General features: G+C 70.7%; 23 protein-coding genes and 2 tRNA genes. 9 read left to right on the top strand and 16 right to left on the bottom strand.

All coding sequences use genetic code 11. The features are described 5' to 3' along the window. Nucleotides 1–4: 4 nt before the first annotated feature. The 7 genes from mrdA to ACFC0G_RS22430 all read right to left on the bottom strand — a co-directional run bounded on the left by mrdA (nt 5) and on the right by ACFC0G_RS22430 (nt 7,755). The gene (gene mrdA / locus ACFC0G_RS22460) at nt 5–2,251 is read right to left on the bottom strand and encodes a penicillin-binding protein 2 (protein WP_376405913.1); all 2,247 of its coding nucleotides are present in this window, start codon (nt 2,249–2,251) and stop codon (nt 5–7) included. 19 nt (nt 2,252–2,270) lie between these two features. Next, nucleotides 2,271–2,939 carry a rod shape-determining protein MreD gene (gene mreD, locus ACFC0G_RS22455; protein WP_376405911.1) on the bottom strand — a complete coding sequence of 223 codons (669 nt, stop codon included), beginning with the start codon at nt 2,937–2,939 and terminating at the stop codon, nt 2,271–2,273. Further along, complete coding sequence (mreC, locus tag ACFC0G_RS22450) at nt 2,936–3,931, bottom strand: rod shape-determining protein MreC (protein ID WP_376405909.1); 996 nt, start codon at nt 3,929–3,931, stop codon at nt 2,936–2,938. The genes mreD and mreC overlap by 4 nt, the downstream gene beginning before the upstream one ends. A gap of 171 nt (nt 3,932–4,102) precedes the next feature. Then, nucleotides 4,103–5,122 carry a rod shape-determining protein gene (locus ACFC0G_RS22445; RefSeq protein ID WP_376405907.1) on the bottom strand — a complete coding sequence of 340 codons (1,020 nt, stop codon included), beginning with the start codon at nt 5,120–5,122 and terminating at the stop codon, nt 4,103–4,105. Between the two features lie 283 nt (nt 5,123–5,405). After that, nucleotides 5,406–5,819 (bottom strand): nucleoside-diphosphate kinase, encoded by a 414-nt coding sequence (ndk, locus tag ACFC0G_RS22440; protein WP_376405905.1) that lies wholly within the window; start codon nt 5,817–5,819, stop codon nt 5,406–5,408. Nucleotides 5,820–5,884: 65 nt separating this feature from the next. Further along, a complete protein-coding gene (locus ACFC0G_RS22435; protein WP_376405903.1) occupies nt 5,885–6,250 on the bottom strand; it encodes a DUF4233 domain-containing protein in 366 nt (121 codons plus the stop codon). A 5-nt stretch (nt 6,251–6,255) separates the two neighbouring features. Then, nucleotides 6,256–7,755: a bifunctional folylpolyglutamate synthase/dihydrofolate synthase gene (locus ACFC0G_RS22430; RefSeq protein WP_376405901.1), complete on the bottom strand. Its 1,500-nt coding sequence runs from the start codon at nt 7,753–7,755 to the stop codon at nt 6,256–6,258. A 100-nt stretch (nt 7,756–7,855) separates the two neighbouring features. On the opposite strand from ACFC0G_RS22430, the gene ACFC0G_RS22425 reads away from it, so the two are divergent. Continuing rightward, complete coding sequence (locus tag ACFC0G_RS22425) at nt 7,856–8,878, top strand: rod shape-determining protein (protein WP_376405899.1); 1,023 nt, start codon at nt 7,856–7,858, stop codon at nt 8,876–8,878. Nucleotides 8,879–8,970: 92 nt separating this feature from the next. On the opposite strand, the gene ACFC0G_RS22420 is transcribed toward ACFC0G_RS22425, so the two are convergent. After that, nucleotides 8,971–10,110, bottom strand: coding sequence for a sensor histidine kinase (locus ACFC0G_RS22420; protein WP_376405897.1), 1,140 nt, complete (start codon nt 10,108–10,110; stop codon nt 8,971–8,973). 102 nt (nt 10,111–10,212) lie between these two features. Here ACFC0G_RS22420 and ACFC0G_RS22415 point away from each other — a divergent pair, with 102 nt between their 5' ends. The 4 genes from ACFC0G_RS22415 to ACFC0G_RS22400 all read left to right on the top strand — a co-directional run bounded on the left by ACFC0G_RS22415 (nt 10,213) and on the right by ACFC0G_RS22400 (nt 15,024). Continuing rightward, nucleotides 10,213–11,361 (top strand): ATP-binding protein, encoded by a 1,149-nt coding sequence (locus ACFC0G_RS22415; protein WP_376405895.1) that lies wholly within the window; start codon nt 10,213–10,215, stop codon nt 11,359–11,361. 43 nt (nt 11,362–11,404) lie between these two features. Next, nucleotides 11,405–12,142, top strand: coding sequence for a response regulator transcription factor (locus ACFC0G_RS22410; RefSeq protein ID WP_376405893.1), 738 nt, complete (start codon nt 11,405–11,407; stop codon nt 12,140–12,142). A gap of 157 nt (nt 12,143–12,299) precedes the next feature. Beyond that, a complete protein-coding gene (gene wecB, locus ACFC0G_RS22405; RefSeq protein WP_376405891.1) occupies nt 12,300–13,466 on the top strand; it encodes a non-hydrolyzing UDP-N-acetylglucosamine 2-epimerase in 1,167 nt (388 codons plus the stop codon). Nucleotides 13,467–13,677: 211 nt separating this feature from the next. After that, a complete protein-coding gene (locus tag ACFC0G_RS22400) occupies nt 13,678–15,024 on the top strand; it encodes a glycosyltransferase family 2 protein (RefSeq protein WP_376405889.1) in 1,347 nt (448 codons plus the stop codon). 60 nt (nt 15,025–15,084) lie between these two features. Here ACFC0G_RS22400 and ACFC0G_RS22395 read toward each other — a convergent pair whose 3' ends face one another. Continuing rightward, nucleotides 15,085–17,706 (bottom strand): valine--tRNA ligase, encoded by a 2,622-nt coding sequence (locus tag ACFC0G_RS22395; protein ID WP_376405887.1) that lies wholly within the window; start codon nt 17,704–17,706, stop codon nt 15,085–15,087. Nucleotides 17,707–17,844: 138 nt separating this feature from the next. Between ACFC0G_RS22395 and ACFC0G_RS22390 the strand changes: the two genes are divergently transcribed. Both ACFC0G_RS22390 and ACFC0G_RS22385 read left to right on the top strand, forming a co-directional pair. Continuing rightward, nucleotides 17,845–18,816: a hypothetical protein gene (locus ACFC0G_RS22390; RefSeq protein ID WP_376405885.1), complete on the top strand. Its 972-nt coding sequence runs from the start codon at nt 17,845–17,847 to the stop codon at nt 18,814–18,816. Between the two features lie 289 nt (nt 18,817–19,105). Further along, nucleotides 19,106–19,288, top strand: coding sequence for a hypothetical protein (locus ACFC0G_RS22385; RefSeq protein WP_376405882.1), 183 nt, complete (start codon nt 19,106–19,108; stop codon nt 19,286–19,288). Nucleotides 19,289–19,396: 108 nt separating this feature from the next. Here ACFC0G_RS22385 and clpX read toward each other — a convergent pair whose 3' ends face one another. From clpX to ACFC0G_RS22360, 5 genes are all read right to left on the bottom strand, one after another. Beyond that, a complete protein-coding gene (gene clpX, locus ACFC0G_RS22380) occupies nt 19,397–20,680 on the bottom strand; it encodes an ATP-dependent Clp protease ATP-binding subunit ClpX (RefSeq protein ID WP_024755522.1) in 1,284 nt (427 codons plus the stop codon). A 156-nt stretch (nt 20,681–20,836) separates the two neighbouring features. Beyond that, on the bottom strand, nt 20,837–21,499 hold the full coding sequence (locus tag ACFC0G_RS22375) for an ATP-dependent Clp protease proteolytic subunit (protein ID WP_376405880.1): 663 nt from the start codon (nt 21,497–21,499) through the stop codon (nt 20,837–20,839). A 62-nt stretch (nt 21,500–21,561) separates the two neighbouring features. Next, nucleotides 21,562–22,179 carry an ATP-dependent Clp protease proteolytic subunit gene (locus tag ACFC0G_RS22370; protein ID WP_365217508.1) on the bottom strand — a complete coding sequence of 206 codons (618 nt, stop codon included), beginning with the start codon at nt 22,177–22,179 and terminating at the stop codon, nt 21,562–21,564. Between the two features lie 242 nt (nt 22,180–22,421). Next, entirely contained in the window at nt 22,422–23,807 is a 1,386-nt protein-coding gene (gene tig / locus ACFC0G_RS22365; RefSeq protein WP_376405877.1) for a trigger factor, read from the bottom strand. A gap of 172 nt (nt 23,808–23,979) precedes the next feature. Next, nucleotides 23,980–24,056 (bottom strand) — tRNA-Pro (locus ACFC0G_RS22360). Between the two features lie 133 nt (nt 24,057–24,189). Here ACFC0G_RS22360 and ACFC0G_RS22355 point away from each other — a divergent pair. Continuing rightward, nucleotides 24,190–24,263, top strand: a tRNA-Gly gene (locus ACFC0G_RS22355). A gap of 145 nt (nt 24,264–24,408) precedes the next feature. After that, entirely contained in the window at nt 24,409–24,852 is a 444-nt protein-coding gene (locus ACFC0G_RS22350; RefSeq protein ID WP_376405875.1) for an amphi-Trp domain-containing protein, read from the top strand. Between the two features lie 11 nt (nt 24,853–24,863). Here the strand turns inward: ACFC0G_RS22350 and ACFC0G_RS22345 are convergent, their stop codons facing one another. Continuing rightward, the gene (locus ACFC0G_RS22345; protein ID WP_024755527.1) at nt 24,864–25,058 is read right to left on the bottom strand and encodes a hypothetical protein; all 195 of its coding nucleotides are present in this window, start codon (nt 25,056–25,058) and stop codon (nt 24,864–24,866) included. A gap of 158 nt (nt 25,059–25,216) precedes the next feature. Beyond that, nucleotides 25,217–26,362, bottom strand: a complete 1,146-nt coding sequence (locus tag ACFC0G_RS22340; RefSeq protein WP_376405873.1) for a PP2C family protein-serine/threonine phosphatase — start codon at nt 26,360–26,362, stop codon at nt 25,217–25,219. Nucleotides 26,363–26,391 lie beyond the last annotated feature (29 nt).

Below are 26,391 nucleotides of genomic sequence, written 5' to 3'. Positions count from 1 at the left end.
CGGTTCAGTCCCTCCGCCCGGTGGCGGGCGGGCCCGCGAGTGCTTGGTCGTCCGGGTCGGCCGGATCGGCGGCCGGATCCGCGGCGGGGTCGGCTGCCGTGGCCGTGCCGTCCTGCTCCTTCAGCGGGTCCACCTTCTGGGCCTCGGGGTCGTACGGCTTGGTCTTCGGGGCGTCGATGGAACCGTCGGCCTCGATCTTCGGCAGGGTCTGCTGCGGCTGCGGCAGCAGGGCCCGCTTCAGGTCCTGGTTGCCGGCGTCGTCGAGTCCGTAGAGCGCGTCGTAGATGTTGCGCACGGCGGGGCCGGAGGCGCCGGAGCCCGTACCACCCTGGGCGATCGTCATGATGATCGAGTAGTCCTTGGTGTACGTGGCGAACCACGAGGTCGTCTGCTTGCCGTAGACCTCGGCGGTACCCGTCTTGGCGTGCATCGGGATCTTGTCCTGCGGCCAGCCGCCGAACCTCCAGGCGGCCGTACCGCGGGTGGCGACTCCCGCGAGGGCTTCCTCTATCAACGCCTGCGTCTTGGTGTCCATGGGGAGCTTCCCGTGGGACTTGGGCTTGATCTCGGTGACCTTCTTGCCGTCGGGGCTGACGATCGCCTTGCCGACGGTGGGGTTCCAGAGGGTGCCGCCGTTGGCGATGGCGGCGTAGATGGTGGCCATCTGGATGGGGGTGACGAGGGTGTCGCCCTGGCCGATGGAGTAGTTGACGGAGTCACCCGCGCGCATGAGGTTGCCTTCGAGGCAGTTCTCGTAGGAGAGCTGCTGGACGTAGGTGCCGCCGCGCTTGCCGATCTTGCACCAGTAGTCCTTGTTCGCCGCCCAGAAGTCCTGCTTCCACTTCCGGTCGGGGACGCGGCCGCTGACCTCGTTGGGGAGGTCGATGCCGGTCTCGGCGCCGAGGCCGAACTGGTGGGCCGTCTTGTAGAACCAGTCCTTGGCGTCCTTCTTCGGCTTCATGCCGCCGTCGTTCAGCCACTGCTGGTGGGAGAGGGCGTAGTAGACGGTGTCGCAGGAGACCTCGAGGGCCTGGCCGAGGGTGATGGAGCCGTGGCCCTGGGACTCGAAGTTCTTGAAGACCTGGCCGCCGATGGCGTACGAGGAGGGGCACGGGTAGCGCCCGTTGAACTCGTATCCGGCGTTGACGGCGGCGGTCGTCGGGATGACCTTGAAGATCGAGCCGGGGGCGGCCTGGCCCTGGATGGCCCGGTTGAGGAGCGGGAAGTTGGAGTCCTTGCCGGTGAGGGCGGCGTAGTCCTTGGCGGAGATGCCGCCGACCCAGGCGTTGGGGTCGTAGTCGGGCTGCGAGGCCATGGCGACGATCCGGCCGGTCTTGTTCTCCATGACGACGACGGCGCCGGAGTCGGCCTTGTAGTTCTCGCTGGTGTTCTTGTCGAAGACCTTGCGGGCCTCGACCATCGCGTTGTGCAGCTCCCACTCGGCGACCGCCTGCACGCGGGCGTCGATGGAGGTGACGACGTTGGAGCCGGGGACGGCGGGGTCGTTCTTCGCCTGGCCGATGACGCGGCCGAGGTTGTCGACCTCGTAGCGGGTGACGCCGGCCTTGCCGCGCAGCTCCTTGTCGTACGTGCGCTCCAGGCCGGAGCGGCCGATCTGGTCGGAGCGGAGGAACGGCGAGTCGCTGTTCTTGGCCTTCTCGATCTCGCCGTCGGTCACGGGCGAGAGGTAGCCGAGGACCTGGGAGGTGCGGGACTTGCCGGGGGCCGGGTAGCGGCGGACGGCGGTCGGTTCGGCGGTGATGCCGGGGAAGTCCTCGGCGCGCTCGCGGATCTGGAGGGCCTGCTGGGTGGTGGCCTCGTCGGTGACGGGGATCGGCTGGTACGGCGAACCGTTCCAGCAGGGCTTGGGCGTCTTGGAGTCGCAGAGCCGGATCTTGTTGATGACGTCCTCGGGCTTCATGTCGAGGACGGCGGCGAGCCGGGTCAGGACGGCCTCGCCCCGGTCCTTCATCTTCATGAGCTCGGTGCGGGACGCGGAGACCACGAGCCGGGTCTCGTTGTCGGCGAGCGGGACGCCCCGGGCGTCGAGGAGCGAGCCGCGGACGGCGGGCTGGACGACCTGCTGGACGTGGTTGTTCTTCGCCTCGTCCGTGTACTCCTTGCCGTTGCGGATCTGGAGGTACCAGAGGCGGCCCCCCAGCGTCAGGAGCAGCGAGAAGACGAGGATCTGGATGACGACGAGCCGGATCTGGACCCGCGGGGTCCGCCCGGTCTCGGGAATGTTGGTCATACTGCCGGGACCCCCTCGGTCACAGTCGCTTGACTCCCTTGATGCGTCCGGCCCGCGCGGCGCGGCTCCGGGCGGACTTCACGCGCAGGCCACCGCGCTGGGTGCCGATCCGCAGGCCGGTGCCGGAGGAGAGCCAGCCGGACGCGACGTCGGCGCCGTTGCCCCCGCCGGCGTCGGCGAGCGGATCGTTCTCGGCCCGGCGGGCCAGGGCCATGATGAGCGGCACGGTGAACGGCGCGAGGAGCAGGTCGTAGACCGCCGCGGTGAACAGCAGGAAGCCGAGGCCGACATGGCGGGCGGCGGTGTCGCCGACGAGGGCGCCCACGCCCGCGTACAGCAGGGTGGAGCCGACGGCCGCGGCGACGACGACGGCCATGGGGCCGGTCGCGGAGGTCAGCCGGCCGTTCTCGGGCTTGGCGAGGCCGACCAGGTAGCCGATGACGCAGAGCACGAGGGCGTAGCGGCCGGCGGCGTGGTCGGCGGGCGGGGCGAGGTCGGCGAGGAGACCGGCGGTGAACCCGATGAGGGAGCCGCCGACGGGGCCGTAGACCAGGGCGAGCGCGACGACGGTGAGGAGCACCAGGTCGGGGACGGCGCCGGGGAGTTGCAGGCGGGCCAGGACGGAGACCTGCACGACCAGGGCGACCACGATCAGGGTCGCGGAGAGGAGGATGCGGTTGAACTTCACGGTGTCGCGTCCCCCTGGTCCTGGCCCTGCGTGTTCTGGCCCTGCTGGTTCCGGCCCTGCTGGTCGGCGTTCGGCTGCTGTCCGTCCGGTGGCGGCGGGCTGACCGTGACGGTCACGGTCGGCGCGGGCTTGGGCTTCTGCGGCAGGACCGTGTCGCGGGGGTCGGAGACCGGGGCCTGGACGACGACGCCGACGATGTCGAGCTTGGTGAAGCCGACGTACGGGCGGACGTAGATGTTGCGGGTCAGGCCGCCGCCCGCCGGGTCGACGCGGACGACCTCGCCGACCGGGACGCCGGGCACGAAGGGCTTGTCCGCGCGCGAGCCGAAGGTGACGAGCCGGTCGCCGTTCTTCACCTTGGCCTTGCCGTTGAGGAGCTGGACGAGCAGGGGGCCGTCGCCCTGGCCCGTGGCGAAGCCGAGCTCGTCGCTCTTCTCCATGCGCGTGCCGACGGTGAAGTCGGGGTCGTTGGCGAGGAGGACCGTGGAGGTGGACGGGCCGACCGTGGTGACGCGGCCGACGAGTCCGGAGCCGTTGAGCACGGTCATGTCCCGCTTGATGCCGTCGCGGGCGCCGACGTCGACGGTGACGGTCCAGGAGAAGCCCTGGGCCGCTCCTATGGCGATGACCTGCGCGCCCTTGATGCCGTACTGCCCGGCGCCGGCCGTCTTGAGCATGGCATCGAGCTCGCGCAGCCGGTTGCGGTTGCGGTCGTCGCTGCCGAGCTCGGCCTTGAGCTCGGCGTTCTCCTTCTCCAGGGCGGCGATCCGGGTGTGCCGCTCACCGGAGTCGCGGACCGCGCCTATGGCGTTCCCGATGGGGTCGACGGCCGCCGCCACACCGTTCTCGACGGGCCCGAAGACCGCGGCGGCGGCCTGTCGGGCACCGTCGACGGGTGACTCCTGGCCTCCGCGGATGTCCACCGTGATCAGTGCGAACGCGATGGCGATCAGCAGCACCAGGAGCAGCCGGCTCTCTCGTGTGTCCCTCACGTGCGGCGGCCGTGCCTTTCCTCGTGGTTCGTTCTTCGGCTGTGCTTGTTCTCTTGTGGGGGTTCCGCGTGGTGCGTCCGTACGGGTGCTTCCGCGTGGTGCGTTCGTGCGGTGCGTCCGTACGGGTGCTTCCGCGTGGTGCGTCCGTACGGGTGCGTCCGTCCGGTGGTGCTAGCGGCGCGGCTGGGCGTCGAGGACCTGCTGGAGGGCCTCGAACTCCTCCACGCACTTGCCGGAGCCCAGCACCACCGAGTCCAGCGGGTCCTCGGCGATGTGGATCGGCATGCCGGTCTCTCGGCGGAGCCGCTCGTCGAGGCCGCGCAGCAGGGCGCCTCCACCGGTGAGAACGATGCCGCGGTCCATGACGTCACCGGAGAGCTCCGGCGGGCACTTGTCGAGGGTGGTCTTCACCGCGTCGACGATCGCGTTGACCGGCTCCTCGATGGCCTTGCGGACCTCGGCGGCGGAGATGACGACCGTCTTGGGCAGGCCGGAGACGAGGTCGCGGCCCCGGATCTCGGTGTGCTCGTCCTTGTCGAGGTCGTAGGCCGAGCCGATGGTGATCTTGATCTGCTCGGCGGTCCGCTCACCGAGGAGGAGCGAGTACTCCTTCTTGATGTGCTGGATGATCGCGTTGTCCAGCTCGTCGCCGGCGACCCGGATCGACTGTGCCGTGACGATTCCGCCGAGGGAGATGACGGCGACCTCGGTGGTGCCGCCGCCGATGTCCACGACCATGTTGCCGGTGGCCTCGTGGACGGGGAGGCCCGAGCCGATGGCCGCCGCCATGGGCTCCTCGATGATGTGCACCTGGCGGGCACCGGCCTGCGTCGAGGCCTCGATGACGGCGCGGCGCTCCACGCCGGTGATGCCCGAGGGCACGCAGACGACGACGCGGGGGCGGGCCAGGTAACGGCGCTTGTGGATCTTGAGGATGAAGTAACGGAGCATCCGCTCCGTGATCTCGAAGTCGGCGATCACGCCGTCCCTGAGCGGGCGGACGGCGACGATGTTGCCGGGCGTCCGGCCGATCATCTTCTTCGCCTCGGCACCGACCGCCAGGATGCCGCCGGTGTTGGTGTTGATCGCGACGACGGACGGCTCGTTCAGAACGATGCCCCGCCCCCTGACGTACACCAGCGTGTTGGCGGTCCCGAGGTCGACAGCCATGTCACGGCCGATGAACGACATTGAGTTCCCCTTGATTTCCCATGGCTGAGAGTGGTGCGGCGTGGAGTTTTCCATCGTAGTGCCGCCCGTGCGGATGCCGCGCGTTGGTCCACCTCAGTACTGGTGACGGCAGGACGCGGCGATCCGTTCCCGGGATTGGCGTTCATATGCCTGGGGGCGACCGAAATTCCTTCGGTCGCCCCACAGGGTTGTGCTGATCGACTGACGCCGGGTCAGCGCCGATCGCGTGATCGTGCGGATCGGCGCGGTCCTTCGGATCAGCCGAGCGGATCGGACGAGCGGATCAGACGAGACCCGGGAAGAAGATCTTCAGCTCGCGGAGCGCCGAGTCCTCGGAGTCCGAGGCGTGGATCAGGTTCTCGCGGACGATGGTGCCGAAGTCGCCGCGGATGGAGCCGGGCGCGGCGGCGATCGGGTCGGTCGGGCCCGCGAGCTGGCGGACGCCCTCGATGACCCGCTCGCCCTCGACGACGAGCGCGACGACCGGACCGGAGGACATGAAGCCCATCAGCGGCTCGTAGAAGGGCTTGCCCTTGTGCTCGCCGTAGTGCTGCTCCAGCGTGTCCTGGTCCAGCTCGCGCAGCTCCAGGGCCGCGAGGGTCCAGCCGGCCTTGCGCTCGATACGACCGATGATCTCGCCGATCAGGCCACGGCGGACGGCGTCGGGCTTGAGCAGGACGAGCGTGCGCTGGCTCACGGGGGAACTCCTTCGGAAATGCGGTGTGCGGGCCTCCGAGGCTACAGGGCCCGCACGCCCCTCGATTACGCAGCGTCAGGCCCTGCCGTGGCCTGCCCGGCCTGCGACTCGGCCCAGCGCGCCTTGATGTCGTCGACCTTCCGGCCGTAGTGCACCGAGGCCCACCACAGGACGGCGAAGGCCGCCCCGAGGACGAACATGACCGGCACGAAGAAACCGCTGGCGATCAGGCCGATCTGGAGGGCCCAGCCGAGCTGTACGCCGCCGGGGCGGGTGACCATCCCGCACAGCAGCACCGACAGGACCATCGCGACGCCGCAGACCGTCCAGACGGTGGACATCGCCAGGCTGTCGTCCTTCATGGCGACGAGACCGGCGAACCCGATCACGAAGAACTCGCCGATGAGCGTCGAGGAACAGAGCATGCGCATCGGATTCAGCCCCTTCGCAGCAGCAGCCGGGCGTCGCCGACCGTGAAGATCGAACCGGTCACGAGGACTCCCGCACCGCCGTACTCGGCCTCTTCCTCCGCGAGGGTGATGGCCGCTTCGAGCGCGTCGGGCAGCCGCGGCTCGACGACGACCCGGTCCTCGCCGAAGACCTCGACCGCGATCGCGGCGAGCGCGTCGACGTCCGTGGCCCGCGGGTTGGAGTTCGCCGTGATGACGACCTCCGCGAAGATCGGCTCGAAGGCCTCCAGGAGACCCCGGGCGTCCTTGTCGGCGCTCGTGGAGACCACGCCGACGAGCCGCGAGAAGCCGAAGGACTCACTGACGCCCTCCGCCGTCGCCCGCGCGCCGTGCGGATTGTGCGCGGCGTCCAGGATCACCGTCGGCGAGGTGCGGACGATCTCCAGGCGGCCGGGCGAGGCGACCTGGGCGAAGGCCCGTCGGACCGTGTCCGCGTCCAGGGTCCGCGCGTGGTCCGCGCCGATCCCGAAGAAGGCCTCGACCGCCGCGAGCGCCACGGCCGCGTTGCGCGCCTGGTAGGCGCCGTGCAGCGGCAGGAAGACGCCGTCGTACTCGCCGCCGAGGCCGCGCAGGGTGAGGAGCTGGCCGCCGACCGCGACCTCGCGGGAGACGATGCCGAACTCCATGCCCTCGCGGGCGACGGTGGCGTCCGCCTCGACGGCCTTCTTCAGCAGGACCTGGGCCGCGTCCACCGGCTGCTGGGCCAGGATGACGGTCGCGCCCTGCTTGATGATCCCGGACTTCTCGCCGGCGATCTCGGCGGTGGTCCCGCCGAGCCGGTCGGTGTGGTCGAGGTCGATCGGGGTGACGACGGCGACGGATCCGTCGATGACGTTCGTCGCGTCCCAGGTGCCGCCCATGCCGACCTCGACGACGGCCACGTCGACCGGGGCGTCGGCGAAGGCCGCGTACGCCATGCCGGTGAGGACCTCGAAGAAGGAGAGGCGGTACTCCTCGCGGGCGTCGACCAGCTCCACGTACGGCTTGACGTCCTGGTACGTCTCGACGAACCGCTCGGCGGAGATCGGGGCGCCGTCCAGGCTGATCCGCTCGGTGATCGTCTGCACGTGCGGCGAGGTGTACCGCCCGGTGCGCAGCTCGAAGGCGCCGAGCAGCGCCTCGATCATGCGGGCCGTCGACGTCTTGCCGTTGGTGCCGGTGATGTGGATCGAGGGGTACGCGCGCTGCGGCTCGCCGAGCACGTCCATCAGGGCCGCGATCCGCGTGACCGACGGCTCCAGCTTGGTCTCGCCCCAGCGGGTGGACAGCTCGGTCTCGACCTCGCGCAGCGCCTTGTCGAGCTCCGGGTCCTCGGGACGGCTCGGCACGGGGTCACCCTGGACCGGGCCCCCCTGCGCACGCAGGGTGCGGCTGCCGGCCTCGATCACCGCCAGGTCTGGGTCGCGCGTTGTCTCGTTGTCGACGGTGTCGTCGAACTGGTCACTCGGGTCGCTCGGCTCGCTCACGGGCCCAGTCTACGGAGGGGTACCGACAGGACCATGGACCCACCCCTTTCGGGACTTTCGGTCCCCCGTCCGCCGGAGCCGCCGGGCAAACTTGGCGATCATGGACATAGGGATCGACCTCGGCACGGCCAACACGCTCCTCTACGCCCGGGGCCAGGGCATCGTGCTCAACGAGCCGTCCGTGGTGGCGGTCCAGGAGGGCTCGCGGCAGGCGCTCGCGGTCGGCACCGAGGCGAAGGAGACGATCGGCCGGACACCCGGCTCGATCAGCGCGATCCGCCCCCTGAAGGACGGCGTGATCAGCGACTACGAGGCGGCCGAGGAGATGATCCGGCACTTCGTGCGCAAGGCGGTCCCGGGCCGCCGCCGGCCCCGCACCCGGATGGTGGTCTGCGTGCCGAGCGGCGTGACCCAGGTCGAACGGCGGGCGATCGTGCACGCCTCGCTGTCGGCGGGGGCGCGGGCGGTGCACCTCATCGAGGAGCCGATGGCGGCGGCGATCGGGGCGGGGCTCCCGGTCTCCGACCCGCGCGGCTCGATGGTCGTCGACATCGGCGGCGGGACGACCGAGGTGGCGGTGATCTCCCTGGGCGGGATCGTCACGGCCCAGTCGCTGCGGGTCGGCGGCGACCGCCTCGACGCGGCCGTCACCGACTTCGTCCGCAAGCAGCACTCGCTCCTCATCGGCGAGCGCACGGCCGAGGACGTCAAGGTCGCGATCGGCTCGGCGTGGCCGGTGCCCGGCGAGGAGGAGCGGGAGCGGCGGACCTTCACCGTGCGGGGGCGGGAGAAGGTCAGCGGGCTGCCCCGGACGGTGGAGCTGACGGTGCCGGAGGTGCGGGAGGCGCTCGACGAGCCGGTGGAGGCGATCATCGCGGCGGTGCGGGCGACCCTGGAGGAGTGCCCGCCGGAGCTGTCCGGTGACGTGATGGAGCACGGCATCGTCCTGACCGGCGGCGGGGCGCTGCTGCCGGGCCTCGATCTGCGGCTGGCGTCGGCGACGGAGATCCCGGTCTTCGTCGCGGACCGGCCGCTGGACTGCGTGGCGCTGGGCTCGGGGCGGTGCGTGGAGGACTTCGACAGCCTCCAGCGGGTCATGGGGAAGGCGGAACGGGTCCGCTAGCCGGTCCGGCGGTTCGGGCCCGTCCGGTCGGTCTGACGGTCGAGGCCCGTCCCGTCGTCGGTCGCGACCCCGGCCGATCGGCCGGACACCCCCTAGCGGTTCAGGCCCGCCGGGAGCAGTGCCGTCACCGCGTAGGCGCCGTCCTCCGCGCGGGCCTTCAGCGTGCCGCCCATGCTGACGACCCGTTCCTCCATGGAGAACAGCCCGGTCCCCGTCGAGACGGGCGCCGGGTCCGGCGGGGTCTTCGGCAGCGGGTTGCGCACCTCGATCCGCAGGTCGGGCCCCTCCACCGTGATCGCGACCGTCACCGGCAGGCCCGGCGCGTGCTTGGCGGCGTTCGTCAGGCACTCCCGGACGACCCGGTGGACGGCCGCCTGCCGCAGCGGCGACAGCGCCTGGGCGGCGTCCGCGACCGCCAGGTCCACGGGGCTGCCCATCCGCTCGCTCTCCTCGGCGAGCGCGGCGAGCCCTTCGAGGCCGGGGGTGGCCGCGTCCCGCTCGGCGCGGCGCACGATCGTCTCGTTCAGCATGAGGTGGGCGCGGCGGGCGGTGTCCGCGAGCTCCTCGAAGTCCTTCTGGTGCGCGTCGCCCCGGGCCCGTACGGCGAGGACCTCGGCCCGTACGGCGAGGACCGTGAGCTCCCGGCCGACCAGGTCGTGGACGTCCCGGCCGACGGAGATCCGCTCCTCCTGCACGGCCTGCCGGGCGGCGGCCTCGCGGCGCTGGACCTCCAGGGCGCGCACGAGGTCCTGGCGGTACGCGGCGATGCCGACGCCCGCCGCGAGGACGCCGATCGGGACGACGATGCTGAGGAAGTCGCTGAGGGTGTCGCCGTGCCGGGCGGGCCAGCCGGGCGTCTGGAAGAGGGCGTACGCCACGCCGATGTAGAGCACGGTGGCGACGACGGCGGCCCGCCGCCCCCGGAACCGGCCGATCGAGTACAGCGCGAACTGGATCATGGTGAGCTCGTGGAGCCACCCCATCAGGCCGAGCGCCACGAGGTACGGGACCCACGGCAGCCGGCGCCTGAGCACCAGCGTGGCCGCCCCGGCCGCCAGGACGAGGGTCGCGGTGACCCCGGTCAGCGAGTTGTCGGCACGGGCGAGGCCCGGCACGTCGAGGACCATCAGGCCGAAGGCGCTCAGCGCGGCGATGACGTCGAGGGCGCGGGGCGAGACGGCCCACCGGTCCACGCAACGGCGCAGCGCGGGGACGGTGGGGAGGCGGGGCATGCCGTCCATCATCCAAGGTCTTTCGTCCCGAAGCCGTGGACCCGAAGTCCCTTCTGATGTGAGATCGGGCACTTCGCCCACATTGCTGTTTGACTCAGAAATGTGCACGAAGCATCCCAGGAGCAGCTGTCCTTCGCCGCCTCGCTCCTCGACGCCCTCCCCCAGGCGGCCCTCTTCCTCGACCGCGACCTGCGCGTCGTCCGGGTGAACCGCCGCCTCACCACCCTCCTCCGGCTGCCCGAAGGAATCGACCTCTCCCCCGGTACGCCGCGGGAGCGGATCATCGGCCATCTGGCCGGGATGCTGGACCGGCCGGAGGAGCGGGACCGTCTCCTGGAGGAGAGCGAGACGCGCGGGCCCGTCACCCGCGTCACCGACTACCACCTGCGGGACGGCCGGGTGCTGCGCCGCCGCCGGGCCCCGGTCGGCGACGGCGACCGGCCGCTCGGGCACCTGTGGCTCGTGGAGGACGTGACGCGGCAGCGCGAGGCGGAAGACGGTCTGTACGAGCAGGTGCGGAAGCTGGTGGCGCTCGCCGACGACCGGGCCGCCTTCGCCGGGCGGGCCCTCCACGAGCTGCGGACCCCGCTCGCCACCGTCCTGAGCTTCGCCGAACTGCTCCTCGACCCGGTCTCCGGACCGCTGAACCCGGAGCAGACCTCGTACGTGGACGCCATCCGGCGCAACGCGCTGCGGATGCGGTCGGTGTCCGAGGACCTGCCGAGGGCGGCCGCCGGCGTGCCCCGCGCGGAGCCGAGGCTCGGCGAGGTCCTCGTCGACGAGCTGATCGAGCGGGTGGTCCTCGAAGCGCTCCAGCGGGCCGAGGGCGACGGCCCGTACATCGCGGCCGACTGCCCGCCCGGCGGCCCGGCGCTCGTCGCCGACGGCGGGATGCTGACGGGGGCCCTGGAGGAGCTCCTCGGCAACGCGCTGCGCTTCACCCCGGAGGACGGCCGGGTCGAGGTCGTCGGCCGGCCCGCGGGCGACCACTGGACGATCCAGGTCAAGGACACCGGCATCGGGATCCCCCTGGAGTACCACGAGGAGATCTTCACCCCGTTCGTCCGCGCGCCCAACGCCCGCCGCGAGGGCTTCCCCGGCACCGGGCTCGGCCTGGCGGGCGCCCTGGACGCCGTACGGCTGCACGGCGGGACGATCGCGGTCCGCGACCGCGAGGGGCAGCCGGGCGCCGTCTTCACCGTACGGCTGCCGCTCACCGGCCGCGGCGCAGCCGGGACGGCCCGCCCGTGACCGCGCCGCGGACCGTCACCGCGCCGCCGACCGGGAGCCGCCCGTGACCAGACTGCTGATCGTGGAGGACGACCCGGACCTCGCCCTGGCCCTGCGAGTCCTCCTCACCCGGCGCGGGTACGAGGTCTCGGTGGCCGGCGACGGCCGCGAAGGCCTCCGTCTCCTCTTCGCGGAACGCCCGTCCCTGATGGTCCTGGACCTCGTCCTCCCCGAACTCGACGGCTGGGAGGTCCTCGACCGCACCCGGGACATGAGCGACCTGCCGGTCCTCGTCCTCTCCGGCCTCGGCGACGTCGACGACCGGGTCCGCGGGCTCCGCTCGGGTGCCGACGACTACCTGGTCAAGCCCTTCGACCGGACGGAGCTGCTGGCCCGCGTCGAGGCCCTCCTGCGCAGGTCGGGGCCCCAGCACTGGGCGGGCGCACACGTCGAGGAGGACCTGCGCCTCGTGCCGGAGCGGCGCGCGGCGCTCTGGCAGGGCAGCGAGATCCGGCTCAGCGACATCGAGTACCGCCTGCTCCAGGTCCTGGTCCGCAACCGCGGCCGGGTCGTCACCACCGAGCAGCTCCTCGACCAGGTCTGGGACGACGCGCTGGCCATCGGCCGCGACCGGGTGAAGTTCGCGGTGCTCCGCCTTCGCCGCAAGCTCCGCACCGCGGGCGGCCCCCACTCCCGCGACCCCCTGGAAGCGGTACGGGGCCTGGGCTACCGCTACGAGAGCGCGGACCGCCCGGCGGTACGGTCCCGGAGCTCGGCGGCGGGCGGCCCGGGCGCGGGGTGACCCGCTTCGGGCGCGGGCACGGGGTGACCCGACTCACCCCGGAACAGGGCCGGAAGTCCCGACCGGACGTCCCGATCTCCCCGCCCCGCCGCAAGGCAACCGTTCCGCAACCGAACGCCACCGGAGCGCGCGACCGTCACCGGTCAGCGTCTACGGCATGAAGACTCTTCCCGCCCGCAGTGTCGCCGTCGTCCTCGGTACCCGCCCGGAACTCGTCAAGCTCGCCGAGCTCATCCGGGCCCTCGGTCCCGCCGCCCGGGTCGTCCACACCGGCCAGCACTACGACGACGCGCTCTCCGGCAGCTTCCTCGACGAGCTGGGGCTGCCGGAGCCGGAGTACCTCACCGGGGTCGGCGGGCAGCCCCGGGCCGTCCAGGTCGCCGCCGCGCTCAGCGGCCTCGACGAGCGCTTCGCCGCCGAGCCGCCGCTCGCCGTCGTCGTCCAGGGCGACACGAACGCCGCGCTCTCCGGCGCCCTCGCCGCCAACGCCCGCTCCGTCCCGCTCGTCCACGTCGAGGCGGGGCTGCGCAGCCACGACCGGGCCATGCCCGAGGAGCACAACCGGGTCCTCATCGACCGGCTCGCCGACGTCCTGTGCGCGGCCACCCCCGACAACCGCGACCTGCTCCTCGCCGAGGGCGTGCCCGAGGAGCGGATCGCCGTCACCGGGAACACCGTCGTCGAGGCCGTCCACGACCACCTCCCGCCGCCGGAGGAGCGGGCGCGCCTGCTCGCCGTCAGCGGTCTCGCACCCGACGGCTACGTCCTGGCGACCGTCCACCGCCCGGAGAACACCGACGACCCCGCCGCGCTCGCCGCCGTCCTGGAGGAGCTCGCCGCACTCGCCCGCGAGCTGCCGGTCGTCCTTCCCCTCCACCCCCGCACCCGCGCCCGGATCGAGGCGGCGGGCCTGCTGCCGCTCCTCGACGGGCTGACGGTGCTGCCCCCGGCCGGCTACGGCACCTTCCTCGCGCTCGCCCGGCACGCGGCGCTGATCGTGTCGGACTCCGGCGGCATCCAGGAGGAGACGACGGTCCTCGGCCGCCCGCTGGTCGTCGTCCGCCGCTCCACCGAACGCCCCGAGTCCCTCGCCGACTTCGCCGACCTCGTCGAGCCGGGCCCCGGGATCGGCGAGGCGGCCCGCCGCCGCCTCGCGGAGGGCGGGCTCGGCCTGCGCCGCCTGGGCACGCTCCCCAGCCCGTACGGCGACGGCACCGCGTCGGACCGGATCGCCGGGCTGCTCAGGGACCTGATCACCGAGCGCGGCGCGGACCCGGCCGTCCCGGCCCCGCGCACGCCCGCGCCCCACGCCACGGCCGCCTGAGCCACCCGGCCCGCACCCGGCCCCGGCCCACACCCGCCCCCCGGCCGCACCCGACCCCGGCCCGCATCCGCCCCCGGCCTGCACCCGTCCCCGACCCGCACCCGACCCCGGCCCGCATCCGCCCCCGGCCTGCACCCGTCCCCGACCCGCACCCGCCCCCGCCCCCGGCCCCGGCCCGCATCCGCCGTCCCGACCCCCACCGGAGACCCCCATGAGTTTCCACCTCCTTCTGTACGTCTTCCCGTTCCTGCTCCTCGTCTGCTTCCTCGCCTACTGGGCCGGCGCCCGGTACGCCTACGCGCGCCGCCGCCCCTCCGAGCTCGGCGACCCGACCGCGTACGACTGGCACTTCTTCGTCCCCTGCCGCGACGAGGAAGCCGTCATCGCGACCACGGCCACCCGGTTGCGCGGCGACTTCCCCACCGCCCACGTCTGGGTCATCGACGACGCGAGCGACGACCTCACCGCCCCGATCGTCACCGCCCTCGCCGACCGGGACCCCCACGTCCACCTGGTCTCCCGCCGGCGCCCCGACGCCCGGATCGGCAAGGGCGCGGCCCTCAACGCCGCCTACACGGAGCTGAACACCCACCTCGGCGACGACGCCGACCGCGCCCGCGTGATCGTCTGCGTCGTCGACGCCGACGGCCAGGTCTCGCCCGACGCCCTCGCGCACGCCGCAGGACCGGACGCCTTCGCCGACCCCGACATGGGCGGCGTGCAGATCGGCGTACGGATGCGCAACATCGACGACGAGCGCCCGCTCGCCGACCGGGGACGCCTCGCCAACGCCTACGCCCGCCTCCTCGTCCGCATGCAGGACGTCGAGTTCGCCGTCTCCAACACCGGCATGCAGCTCCTGCGCCGCCGCACCGGCTCCGTGGGCCTCGGCGGCAACGGCCAGTTCACCCGCCTCACCGCCCTCGACCGCATCGCCGCCGCCGAGCGCCGCCCCTGGCAGCAGGACGCGCTCCTGGAGGACTACGAGCTCGGCCTCCACATGCGCCTCGCCGGCTACCAGGTCACCCACCTCGCCGACACCTGGGTGACCCAGGAAGCGCTCCCGTACACCCGCCGCTTCCTCACCCAGCGCACCCGCTGGGCCCAGGGCAACATCACCTGCGTGCGGTACGCGAGCCGCATCGTCGGCTCCCGCCACTACAAGGCCCGCGGCGTCCTGGAATCCCTCTACACCTTCTTCCAGCCCCTCGCCCACCTCGCGACGCTCGTCCTCACGGCCGTCATGCTGTTCGCCCTCGTCCTCGGCGGCGCCGCGTCCGACGTGATCCTCGCCGCCTGGCCCCTCGCGCTCGCCCTCGCGGTCGTCTCGATCGTCCCGTTCCTGCTCTGGGGCCCGGTCTACCGCCGCGAGTTCGCCCCGGACCGCTCCCGGATCAAGGGCCTGTTGTGGGGGTTCGCGCTCTGGCTGTACGCGTACCACCTGTTCCTCGTCTCGGCCCGCGGCTTCGTCCGCCTCGTCCGCGGCCGCACCGGCTGGGCCAAGACCCGCCGCAACTCCGAGACGGCGGGCGTCGGCCCGGTCGCCACGGAGTCCTGACGGGTACGCGGAAGGGGCCCGGAACCGTGTACCGGTTCCGGGCCCCTTCCGTGTGCCTTGCTACGCCTGCGGCAGGTTCGCCAGCTGCGTCTGGATACGGGCGATGTCCTCGTCCGCCTTGGCGAGGCGGGTACGGATCTTGTCGACCACGTTGTCCGGGGCCTTGGCGAGGAAGGCCTCGTTGCCGAGCTTCCCGTTCGCCTGGGCCTTCTCCTTCTCGGCGGCCGCGAGGTCCTTCGCGAGACGCTTGCGCTCGGCGGCCACGTCGATCGTGCCCGACAGGTCGAGCGCGACCGTCGCCCCGGCGACCGGCAGGGAGGCGGTGGCGGAGAAGCCCTCGCCCTCCGGCTGGAGGCGCAGCAGCTGACGGATGGCCGCCTCGTGCGGGGCCAGCGCGGTACCGGTCACGTCCAGCCTGGCCGGAACCTTCTGACCGGGCTGGAGACCCTGGTCGGAACGGAAGCGGCGGACCTCGGTGACGACCTGCTGGACCAGCTCGATCTCCTTCTCGGCGGCCTCGTCCCGGAAGCCACTGTCCTTCGGCCAGTCGGCGACGACCAGCGACTCACCGCCGGTGAGGGTGGTCCACAGGGTGTCCGTGACGAACGGGACGATCGGGTGCAGCAGGCGCAGGGTGACGTCGAGGACCTCACCGAGGACACGGGCCGAGACCTTGGCCTGCTCGCCGCCGTCGAAGAAGGTCGTCTTGGACAGCTCGACGTACCAGTCGAAGACCTCGTCCCACGCGAAGTGGTAGAGGGCGTCGGCGAGCTTCGCGAACTGGTAGTCGTCGTAGAAGGCGTCCGCCTCGGAGACGACCTTGTTCAGTCGCGAGAGGATCCAGCGGTCGGTCGCCGACATGTCCGCGACGTCCGGCAGCGGGCCCTCGACCGTGGCGCCGTTCATCATGGCGAAACGGGTCGCGTTCCAGATCTTGTTGGCGAAGTTCCGGGACGCCTGGACCCAGTCCTCGCCGATCGGGACGTCGACACCCGGGTTGGCGCCCTTGGCCAGGGTGAACCGCAGGGCGTCGGAGCCGTACTTGTCCATCCAGTCCAGCGGGTTGACCGTGTTCCCGAACGACTTCGACATCTTCTTGCCGAACTCGTCGCGGACCATGCCGTGGAACGCGATCGTGCGGAACGGCGGCTGACCGTCCATCGCGTACAGACCGAACATCATCATCCGGGCGACCCAGAAGAACATGAGGTCGTAGCCGGTGACCAGGACGGAGTTCGGGTAGAACTTCTCCAGGTCCGGCGTCTGCTCCGGCCAGCCCATCGTCGAGAACGGCCACAGGCCGGACGAGAACCACGTGTCGAGGACGTCGGTGTCCTGCGTCCAGCCCTCGCCCGTGGGCGCCTCGTCGTCGGGGCCGACGCAGACCAGCTCGCCGTTCGGGCCGTGCCAGACGGGGATGCGGTGGCCCCACCACAGCTGGCGCGAGATGCACCAGTCGTTGAGGTTGTCGACCCAGTCGAAGTACCGCTGCGACATGTCGGCCGGGTGGATGTTCACCTGACCGTCGCGGACCGCGTCGCCGGCGGCCTTGGCCAGCGTCTCGACCTTGACCCACCACTGCAGCGACAGACGCGGCTCCAGCGTCGTCTTGCAGCGCGAGCAGTGCCCGACGGAGTGGGAGTACGGACGCTTCTCGGCGACGATCCGGCCCTCGGCGCGCAGGGCGGCGACGATCGCGGAGCGCGCCTCGAAGCGGTCCAGGCCCTGGAAGGGGCCGTGGACGGTGATGATGCCGCGCTCGTCGAGGACCTCGATGGATTCGAGGTCGTGACGCTGGCCGATGGCGAAGTCGTTCGGGTCGTGCGCGGGGGTCACCTTGACGGCGCCCGTGCCGAACTCCGGGTCAACGTGCGTGTCGGCGACGACCGGGATCGTACGGTCGGTCAGCGGCAGCTTGATCTGCTTGCCGATCAGGTGGGCGTAGCGCTCGTCGTCGGGGTGGACGGCGACGGCGGTGTCACCGAGCATCGTCTCCGCGCGGGTCGTGGCGACGACGATGGTGTCGTCACCCTCGCCGTACTGCATGGAGACGAGCTCGCCGTCGTCGTCCTGGTAGTCGACCTCGATGTCGGAGATGGCCGTCAGACAGCGCGGGCACCAGTTGATGATGCGCTCGGCGCGGTAGATCAGGCCGTCGTCGAACATCTTCTTGAAGACGGTCTGGACGGCACGGGACAGGCCCTCGTCCATGGTGAAGCGGTCCCGGCTCCACGCCAGGCCCTCGCCGAGGCGGCGCATCTGGCCGGCGATCTGACCGCCGGACTCGGCCTTCCACTCCCAGACGCGCTCGACGAAGGCCTCGCGGCCCAGGTCGTGGCGGGACTTGCCCTCCTTGGCGAGCTCGCGCTCGACGACGTTCTGGGTGGCGATGCCGGCGTGGTCCATGCCGGGCTGCCACAGCGTCTCGAAGCCCTGCATGCGCTTGCGGCGGGTGAGGGCGTCGATCAGCGTGTGCTCGAAGGCGTGGCCCAGGTGGAGCGATCCGGTGACGTTCGGCGGCGGGATGACGATGGTGTACGCGGGCTTCTCGCTCTTCGCGTCGGCCTCGAAGTACCCGCGCTCTACCCAGCGCTCGTACAGCGGCCCCTCTACCTCGGCCGGCGCGTACTGGGTCGGCAGTTCGGTGGTGGGCGCTGTCTGCTGCTGAGTGTTCTCGGTCACGGGCCCAGTTTAGGGGTGTCGCCGCCCCGTCCCGAAACGCTTTGGTTCGGTAACGGTGTGGCCCCCGCCGCACTTCCGCTCCGGCGGTTCCGCCAGGATGTTCGCTAGGCATAAACATCCTGTGAGGGGAACCTGTCGATGAGCTACAACCAGCCCGGCCCGTACGGCGGCCAGCCGCCCCAGCAGCCCGGGCCCTACGGCCAGCCGGGCCCGTACGGCCAGCAGCCGCAGCAGCCGGGCCCGTACGGCCAGCCGCAGGCTCCGCAGCCGGGTTACGGGTACCCCCAGCAGGCCCCGCAGGGCGTCCCCCCGCAGCAGCCGCCGTACGGCTACCCGCAGCCCCAGCAGCCCGCCCCCTACGGCCAGCAGCCCCAGTACGGCGCCCCCCAGGGCCCCGGCGGCTACGTCCCGCACCCGCCGGCCCCGAAGAAGTCGAAGACGGGCCTGATCATCGGCGCGGTCGCGGTCGTCGCTGCGATCGGCGTCGGCGCGTACTTCCTGCTCGGCGGCGGTGGAAACGGTGCCGTTGCCGACGACACCAAGGGCTACAAGATCACTCCCGCGTCCGCCATCGGCGATTACAAGAAGGAGGGCGCCGACAAGAGCGGCGACCTGACCGACAAGCAGAAGGCCAGCGCCGACGCCATGGGGATCAAGAACCCGAAGGCGGTCCAGGCTTCCTACAAGTCCGGCGGCTCCACCGACCCGCTCAAGGGCAAGAGCATGGGCCTGAACGGCATGTGGGGCGAGATCGCCGACCCTGAGAAGGCGCTCGACACCGCGTTCGCGAACTACCAGAAGGACCAGGCCGGCGAGGCCGAAGGCCTGAAGGTGACCCCGGTCGGCAGCCCGGAGAGCAAGACGCCGGCCGGTTTCGAGGGCGCTCTGATGAAGTGCCAGAACCTCACGCTCGAAAGCACCAAGACGGAGACCACCCCCGGCCCGAAGTCGTTCACGGTGCCCACGTGCATCTGGGCGGACTACAGCACCCTGGGCGTCGTCAACGTCATGGACCTGTCCACCATGATGACCGGCGGCCAGGGAGCCACCCTGGACCAGGTCGCCGAGCTGACGGCCCAGCAGTACAAGGCATCCCGCAGCAAGGGATAGCCCGCCCCACCAGGCCCATGCCTTCCATCCGGCCCGACAGGGACGCCAATACGGTTCTGTCGGGCCAGGACGGGAGGCTTCTTCTACGCCTCCAACACGTCAGTGGGCGCGCTTACAGGCCTCGGCCGCGACCGCCCCATCCACGCTGATGTTCACAAGCCCGCGGAAACAGTTCGGGTTGTACACCCAGCCGACGACTGTGGACCACGCCTCATGTGAGCAAGCCGCGTACACCTTGGGTCCCACAAGGTAGCCGCTGTTCTTGACGTAGTTCAGACAACCGGAATACATGGAGGCCGATGCCGACGCCGGCGAGGCCATCGTGATCGGCGTGATGACAGCGGCCGCTGCGATGCCTGCCGCGGCCAGTGCCCGGGTGACCTTCATGGATCTCATCGACAACCCCTCGCTCAACTCTGAATACGTTGCACACACAGGCAACCACGAGTTGATCAACGGCGTAGGCACGTGATGCGAGTTCCGGCTTGAACGGTTCGCTAAATGACGGGCGAGTGCTGAAAGTACGGGCCGGTAGAACCTTCGTCGAAGGTTCTACCGGCCCGTACAGGAAGGCGAGCGACTACGCGCTCTTCTCGTGCCTGCCGTCGTTCTTCACGATCCGGGGGACCAGCGTCGGGTTGACGTTGTTCCGGACGACGTCCGCCGTGATGACGACCCGGGCCACGTCCTTGCGGGACGGGACCTCGTACATCACCGACTGGAGGACCTCCTCCATGATGGCGCGCAGGCCGCGCGCGCCGGTGCCGCGCAGGATCGCCTGGTCGGCGATGGCCTCCAGGGCCGGGCGGTCGAAGTCCAGCTCCACGCCGTCGAGTTCGAAGAGACGCTGGTACTGCTTCACGAGCGCGTTGCGCGGCTCGACGAGGATCTGGAGGAGCGCCTCGCGGTCCAGGTTGTGGACCGAGGTGAGGACGGGGAGACGGCCGATGAACTCCGGGATCATCCCGAACTTCACCAGGTCCTCCGGCATGACCTCCTGGAACTGGTCGCTCGCCTCGATCTCGCGCTTGGAGCGGATGGTCGCCCCGAAGCCGATGCCCTTGGCGCCCGCCCTCGACTCGATGATCTTCTCCAGGCCGGCGAAGGCGCCGCCCACGATGAAGAGCACGTTCGTCGTGTCGATCTGGATGAACTCCTGGTGCGGGTGCTTCCGGCCGCCCTGCGGCGGTACGGAGGCGGTGGTGCCCTCCAGGATCTTGAGGAGGGCCTGCTGGACGCCCTCACCGCTCACGTCACGCGTGATCGACGGGTTTTCGCTCTTACGGGCGACCTTGTCGATCTCGTCGATGTAGATGATCCCGGTCTCGGCCTTCTTGACGTCGTAGTCGGCCGCCTGGATCAGCTTGAGCAGAATGTTCTCGACGTCCTCGCCGACATAGCCGGCCTCCGTCAGCGCCGTCGCGTCGGCGATGGCGAACGGGACGTTGAGCATGCGCGCCAGCGTCTGGGCCAGGAGCGTCTTGCCGGAGCCCGTGGGGCCCAGCAGCAGAATGTTGGACTTCGCCAGTTCGATGGCGTCGTCCCGCCCCGCCCCGCCGCCGTTCTCGCCGGCCTGGACGCGCTTGTAGTGGTTGTACACCGCGACCGAGAGGGCCTTCTTCGCGGGCTCCTGCCCGACGACGTATCCCTCGAGGAACTCGTAGATCTCGCGGGGCTTGGGGAGTTCCTCCCACCGCACCTCGCTCGTCTCCGCGAGTTCTTCCTCGATGATCTCGTTGCAGAGGTCGATGCACTCGTCGCAGATGTACACACCGGGTCCTGCGATGAGCTTCTTCACCTGCTTCTGGCTCTTTCCGCAGAACGAGCACTTGAGCAGGTCGCCGCCATCACCGATGCGTGCCACGAGGTGCTTCCCCTTCGCCTGGGAGTGCTTGGTTCAGCTACTCCTGGTGCCTCATATTCGACGGTACCTTGCCGGGCCCCCCGTTCGGGCCCCCCTTGGCACGGTTCACATGGACGGGAATGCGTCATGTGCTCCGTGCCGAGGGAAGGTCGGGCGTCAGCGCTCCGAGGAGGCCGTGCTCTTGCGGGTCGAGACGATCTGGTCGACCAGGCCGTACGCGAGAGCGTCCTCGGCGGTCAGGATCTTGTCACGCTCGATGTCCTCGCGGATCTTCTCGATCGGCGTCGAGGAGTGCTTCGCCAGCATCTCTTCCAGCTGGCTGCGCATCCGCAGGATCTCGCGGGCCGCGATCTCCAGGTCGGAGAGCTGCTCGCGGCCGGTGCCGCCGGAGGGCTGGTGGATCAGCACGCGCGCGTTCGGCAGGGCCATCCGCTTGCCGGGCGTACCGGCGGCGAGCAGCACGGCCGCGGCGGAGGCCGCCTGGCCCATGCAGACCGTCTGGATGTCCGGCTTCACGAACTGCATCGTGTCGTAGATCGCCGTCAGCGCGGTGAAGGAGCCACCGGGGCTGTTGATGTAGATGGAGATGTCGCGGTCCGGGTCCATCGACTCCAGGCACAGGAGCTGCGCCATGACGTCGTTGGCGGAGGCGTCGTCGATCTGCACGCCGAGGAAGATCACGCGCTCCTCGAAGAGCTTCGCGTACGGGTCGTACTCGCGGACGCCCTGCGAGGTGCGCTCGACGAAGCGCGGAACGACGTAGCGGTTGTCCATCGGCGCGCCGGTGTAGAGGCCGCTCGCGGAGAGGTTGTTCTGCATCTGGGTGTTCACCGTCCTGGTGGCGTTCGGTGGGCTGGGGCTCTGGGGCTGGCTACCGGCGCTCAGGCGCCCGTGCCGCCACCGCCCGGAACGCCCGCGGCGTGCGTGATGATGTCGTCGATGAGGCCGTAGTTCTTGGCCTCGTCCGCGGTGAACCAGCGGTCGCGGTCACCGTCGCGGATGATCGCCTCGACGGTCTGACCGGAGTGCTGCGCGGTGATCTCGGCCATGCGCTTCTTCGTGCGAAGGAGGTACTCGGCCTGGATCTTGATGTCGGAGGCGGTGCCGCCGATGCCGGCGGAGCCCTGGTGCATCAGGATGTCGGTGTTCGGCAGCGCGAAGCGCTTGCCGGGGGCGCCGGCGGTCAGCAGGAACTGGCCCATGGAGGCCGCCATGCCCATACCGATGGTGACGACGTCGTTCGGAATGAACTGCATGGTGTCGTAGACGGCCATGCCGGCCGTCACCGAGCCGCCGGGGCTGTTGATGTACAGGAAGATGTCCTTCTCCGGCTCGGCGGCCAGGAGGAGCATCTGAGCGGTGATCTTGTTGGCGATCTCGTCGTCGACCTGCTGGCCGAGGAAGATGATCCGCTCGCCGAGCAGCCGGTTGTAGACATGGTCGCCGAGGCCGCCACCGATGGACGGCTCACCCGCGGCGTAAGGCTTCAGATTCGTCACGTATCCACCTGCTCGTCTCCGACGGCGAAGGCCGTCTCAGCGTCTCGTTCCGAGGGCATTGCCCTCGTATTCATGGACCCTAACGCGCAGGTAGGACAACGCCATCCCGGTTCCCGAACTGTTCGCTGGGAGCGCAAGGTCGGCGGCCGCGCGTAACCGGGCCGGGTACGTCCACGGGCCCGTACGCACAGCAGTGCGCACGGGCCCGTGGAGCGGCGTTCCGCGCCGGGGCGCGAAGCCGCTTACTTGTCCTCGGAGACCTCGGCCTCGCCGGTGACGGCCTCGACGGCCTCAGCGGCGGTCTCGACCTCGTCCTCGTCGTCGGAGAGGTCGACGACCTCACCGTTGGTGTCGAGGACCTTGGCGGCCTCGACGACGACCGCGAGGGCCTTGCCGCGGGCGACCTCGCCGACGAGCATCGGCACCTGGCCGCCCTGGGCCACGGCCTGGGCGAACTGGTCGGGGCTCATGCCGGAGGAGGCGGCACGACGGAAGAGGTGCTCGGTGAGCTCCTCGCGGGAGACCTCGAGCTTCTCCTTGTTGACGAGCTCATCGAGGATGAACTGCGTCTTGATGCCCTTCTCGGCCTGCTCCTTGGTCTCGGCCAGGAACTCTTCCTCGGTCTTGCCCTGGAGCTCCAGGTACTTCGCGAGGTCGATGCCCATCTGGCCGAGCTGGTGGTGCTCCAGGTTGTGCTTGCGGGTGTTGATCTCGTCCTCGAGAAGCTTCTCGGGCATCGGGACCTCGACCAGCTTGAGGAGCTCGTCGAGGACGCGCTCCTGGGCCTGGGTGGCCTGGTCGAACTGCTTCATGTTCTCGAGGCGCTTGCGGCTGTCGGCCTTGAGCTCGTCGAGGGTGTCGAACTCCGACGCCATCTGCGCGAACTCGTCGTCCAGCTCGGGAAGCTCACGGGCGGCGACGGTGGTGACCTTGACGGTGACCTCCGCGTCCTTGCCCTCGGCGGAGCCGCCCTTCAGCTGCGAGGTGAAGGTGGCCTCGCCACCGGCCTCCAGGCCCTTGACGGCCTCGTCGATGCCGTCGAGCAGCTCGCCGGAACCGATGGTGTACGAGACACCGTCGGCGACACCGTCGGGCAGGACCTCGCCGTCGACCTTGGCCTCGAGGTCGATGGTGACGACGTCGCCGTCCTGGGCGGCCCGCTCGACCGTGGACGTCGAGGCGAAGCGCTCACGGAGCTGCTCCACCGACTTCTCGATGTCCTCGTCCGTGACCTCGATCGGGTCGACGGTGACCTCGATGCCGGAGTAGTCCGGGATCTCGATCGTCGGGCGGATGTCGACCTCGGCGGTGAAGGCCAGCAGTTCGCCGTCCTTCAGCTCCGTGATGTCGACCTCGGGCTGACCCAGCGGGTTGACCTCGGCCTCGTTGACGGCCTCGGTGTAGAACTTCGGGAGCGCGTCGTTGACGGCCTCTTCCAGCACGGCGCCGCGGCCGAACCGCTGGTCGATCACGCGAGCCGGGATCTTGCCCTTACGGAAGCCCTTGACCGTGACCTGCTGGTTGATCTTCTTGTACGCCGCGTCGAGGCTGTCCTTGAGCTCCTCGAAGGGCACCTCGACAGTGAGCCGAACCCGAGTCGGGTTCAGGGTCTCCACGGCGCTCTTCACGGTTAGGTCTCCTTGTGGCTGATTCCTGGAAACCACCGGTTCCGCGTCTCGGCGGTTCCGGTGGGTCGGCCCGGTCAGAAAGACACACGGGCACGCAGCTTGCATAGTAACCGCAAGCGGGGAGGCAGCCACAACGTGATCAAGAACGCGACCGGTGGGCGCGTGATCGTCATGGTCGGGGTGGCGGGATTTGAACCCACGGCCTTCCGCTCCCAAAGCGGACGCGCTACCAAGCTGCGCCACACCCCGTCGGTGCGACACGTAGGGTACATGGACGGGGACAGTGCGGCGCCCCCCGTTTCAAGGGGTGTGCACGAAGGTCCCCCGACCGGCTAACATGCTCTTCGTGCCGCGGTCCTGGTGACCTGCGGCGCGATGCTGTGCGGGTGTAGCTCAATGGTAGAGCACTAGTCTTCCAAACTAGCTACGCGGGTTCGATTCCCGTCACCCGCTCCACGGCCTCAGGGCCGGTCCGGAGAAGCCTCTCCGGACCGGCCCTGAGGCGTTTCCGGCAGCTTTTTCCGGAGGCTCGCGAGATGCCGGGTCCCGCGGGGTCGCGCAGACTGGGCTCAGCCCGTCTCCCGCCGCACCGGAGGTAGCGATGAAGGACCTGAAGTTCGAGCAGAAGCGCTCGCTGTCCCGCCTTGAGGCGGCCGATCAGCTGGCCGCGCTCGCCGCCGCCCTGCGGGAGGGCGGCGAGGCCGAACTGGAGCTGGGGTCCGGGACGCTGAGCCTGCACATCCCGGACAGGCTCCGCAGCGAGGTGGAGTTCGAGGTCGGCGACGGGGAGATCGAGCTGGAGATCGAGCTCAAGTGGTCGACGCACGGCCCCCGGGAGGCGGCACCGCCGAGTACCGCGGTCTCGGGCAGTGACATGGGGGCGAAACGATCCGCCCCGCGGCCGACCGGGACGGCGAGGACGGCCACGACGGCCGCCAGGCCGGCGAACGGCCCCAAGGACTCCAAGCCGGCCAAGGCGGCCAAGCCGTCGACCAAGACGACCAAGACAGCCAAGGCCACCAAGACGGCCAAGCCCGCGAAGTAGTCCGGGGCTCGTCAGAACTTGATGGAGCCGACCGTCTGCGTTATCGAGTCCAGGAAGCGCTGGATGTCGTCGGCCATGCCGGTGGAGGCGAGGAAGAAGCCGAAGAGCACGGCGATCACGGCCGGTCCGCCCTTGAGGTTCCCCCCGCGGATCAGCACCACCAGGATGATTGCCAACAGCAACACCACAGACAGTGAAATGGCCACAACTGATCACACCCTCGGTCGGTCCCGCCTTGCCCGCCGGGGAGCGACGCACGTCGCACACCACCCCCCGCTGCCTCCATGGTGCCATCAACTCCCATGCCCCCGCCGCCTCGTGACGAATCGTCGTGGAGAAGATCACGTCACACGGGGACGTCCGGTCAGGCGCGACGGGAGATGAGCAGCAGCGCCCGGTCGTCGTTGACGTCCTTGGCGACGGCCTCGATCAGGTGCCAGGTGACGCCGTCGAAGCCCTCGGCGACGCAGCGGTCGGCCTCGCCGGTGAGGCGGTCGATCCCCTCGGCGATGTCCCGGTCGGCGGCCTCGACGAGGCCGTCGGTGAAGAGCATGAGGACGTCGCCGGGCCGCAGCGCGCCCTTGACCGGGTGGAACTCGGCCCCGTCGTAGACGCCGAGGAGGGGACCGTCGGCGGCCTTCTCCTCCCAGCGGCCGCTGCCCGCGTGGAGCTGGAGCGCGGGGAGATGGCCGGCGGAGAAGAGTTCGTAGTCGCCGGAATCCAGGTCGAGGACGAGGTGGATGGAGGTGGCGAAGCCCTCGTCCCAGTTCTGGCGGAGCAGGTAGCCGTTGGCGGCGGGCAGGAAGCCGTGCGGCGGGAGCGAGCCGAGGAGGCCGCCGAAGGCTCCGGAGAGCAGCAGGGAGCGGGAGGCCGCGTCCATGCCCTTGCCGGAGACGTCGGTGAGGACGACCTCCAGGGTGCGGCCGCCGTGGGTGCGGGCGGCGACGACGAAGTCGCCGGAGAAGGACTGGCCGCCGGCCGGGCGGAGCGCCATCTCGCGGTGCCAGCCCTGCGGGAGCCGGGGCAGGGCGCTCTGGACGCGGATGCGTTCGCGCAGGTCGAAGAGCATGGTGCCGCCGCGTCGCCAGGGCACGCCGACCCGGGCGCGGAACTGGGCGATGAGGAGTCCGAAGAGTCCGCAGGCGGCGACGGTGAGGACGGTGCCGGGGGTGACCCGGGCGGGGCCCTGGGTGTACGGGCCGAGGACGACGGACTCGACGATGAGGGCGCCGGCGGCGGCCGCGTACAGGCCGAGGAGGCTGGCGGGGCGCAGCAGCAGCCCGCCGGCCACGATGGGCAGGACGAGCGCGGCCGGCGCGCACCAGACGGGGTCGAGCAGGGTGCCGCAGGCGATGGCCGGAATCATCAGCAGGAGTCCGGCGAAGGCGAGCCAGTCGGAGCCGTCCCCGCGGAAGTAGTCGACGCCGGACTTGCGCAGCGCGATGCGGGCCCGGCGGGCGCGCCTGCGCATCCGGGCCGCGTACGTGTTCACTCCCGCGCGGTGTCCCATTGGCCTGGACCCTATCCACCTCGTCCGAC

This window comes from Streptomyces sp. NPDC056169, assembly GCF_042268445.1.
Taxonomy (GTDB): Bacteria; Actinomycetota; Actinomycetes; order Streptomycetales; family Streptomycetaceae; genus Streptomyces.
The sequence above is the reverse complement of the archived record's forward strand: the minus strand, read 5'-3'. Positions and strand labels throughout refer to the sequence as shown.

Coding starts and splice junctions, on each gene's coding strand:
- mrdA (WP_376405913.1), bottom strand. CDS start 2,251: ATGACCAACATTCCCGAGACCGGGCGGACCCCGCGGGTCCAGATCCGG.
- ACFC0G_RS22445 (WP_376405907.1), bottom strand. CDS start 5,122: ATGTCGTTCATCGGCCGTGACATGGCTGTCGACCTCGGGACCGCCAAC.
- ACFC0G_RS22435 (WP_376405903.1), bottom strand. CDS start 6,250: ATGCGCATGCTCTGTTCCTCGACGCTCATCGGCGAGTTCTTCGTGATC.
- ACFC0G_RS22425 (WP_376405899.1), top strand. CDS start 7,856: ATGGACATAGGGATCGACCTCGGCACGGCCAACACGCTCCTCTACGCC.
- ACFC0G_RS22420 (WP_376405897.1), bottom strand. CDS start 10,110: ATGCCCCGCCTCCCCACCGTCCCCGCGCTGCGCCGTTGCGTGGACCGG.
- wecB (WP_376405891.1), top strand. CDS start 12,300: ATGAAGACTCTTCCCGCCCGCAGTGTCGCCGTCGTCCTCGGTACCCGC.
- ACFC0G_RS22400 (WP_376405889.1), top strand. CDS start 13,678: ATGAGTTTCCACCTCCTTCTGTACGTCTTCCCGTTCCTGCTCCTCGTC.
- ACFC0G_RS22390 (WP_376405885.1), top strand. CDS start 17,845: ATGAGCTACAACCAGCCCGGCCCGTACGGCGGCCAGCCGCCCCAGCAG.
- ACFC0G_RS22385 (WP_376405882.1), top strand. CDS start 19,106: ATGGAGGCCGATGCCGACGCCGGCGAGGCCATCGTGATCGGCGTGATG.
- ACFC0G_RS22375 (WP_376405880.1), bottom strand. CDS start 21,499: ATGCAGAACAACCTCTCCGCGAGCGGCCTCTACACCGGCGCGCCGATG.
- ACFC0G_RS22350 (WP_376405875.1), top strand. CDS start 24,409: ATGAAGGACCTGAAGTTCGAGCAGAAGCGCTCGCTGTCCCGCCTTGAG.
- ACFC0G_RS22340 (WP_376405873.1), bottom strand. CDS start 26,362: ATGGGACACCGCGCGGGAGTGAACACGTACGCGGCCCGGATGCGCAGG.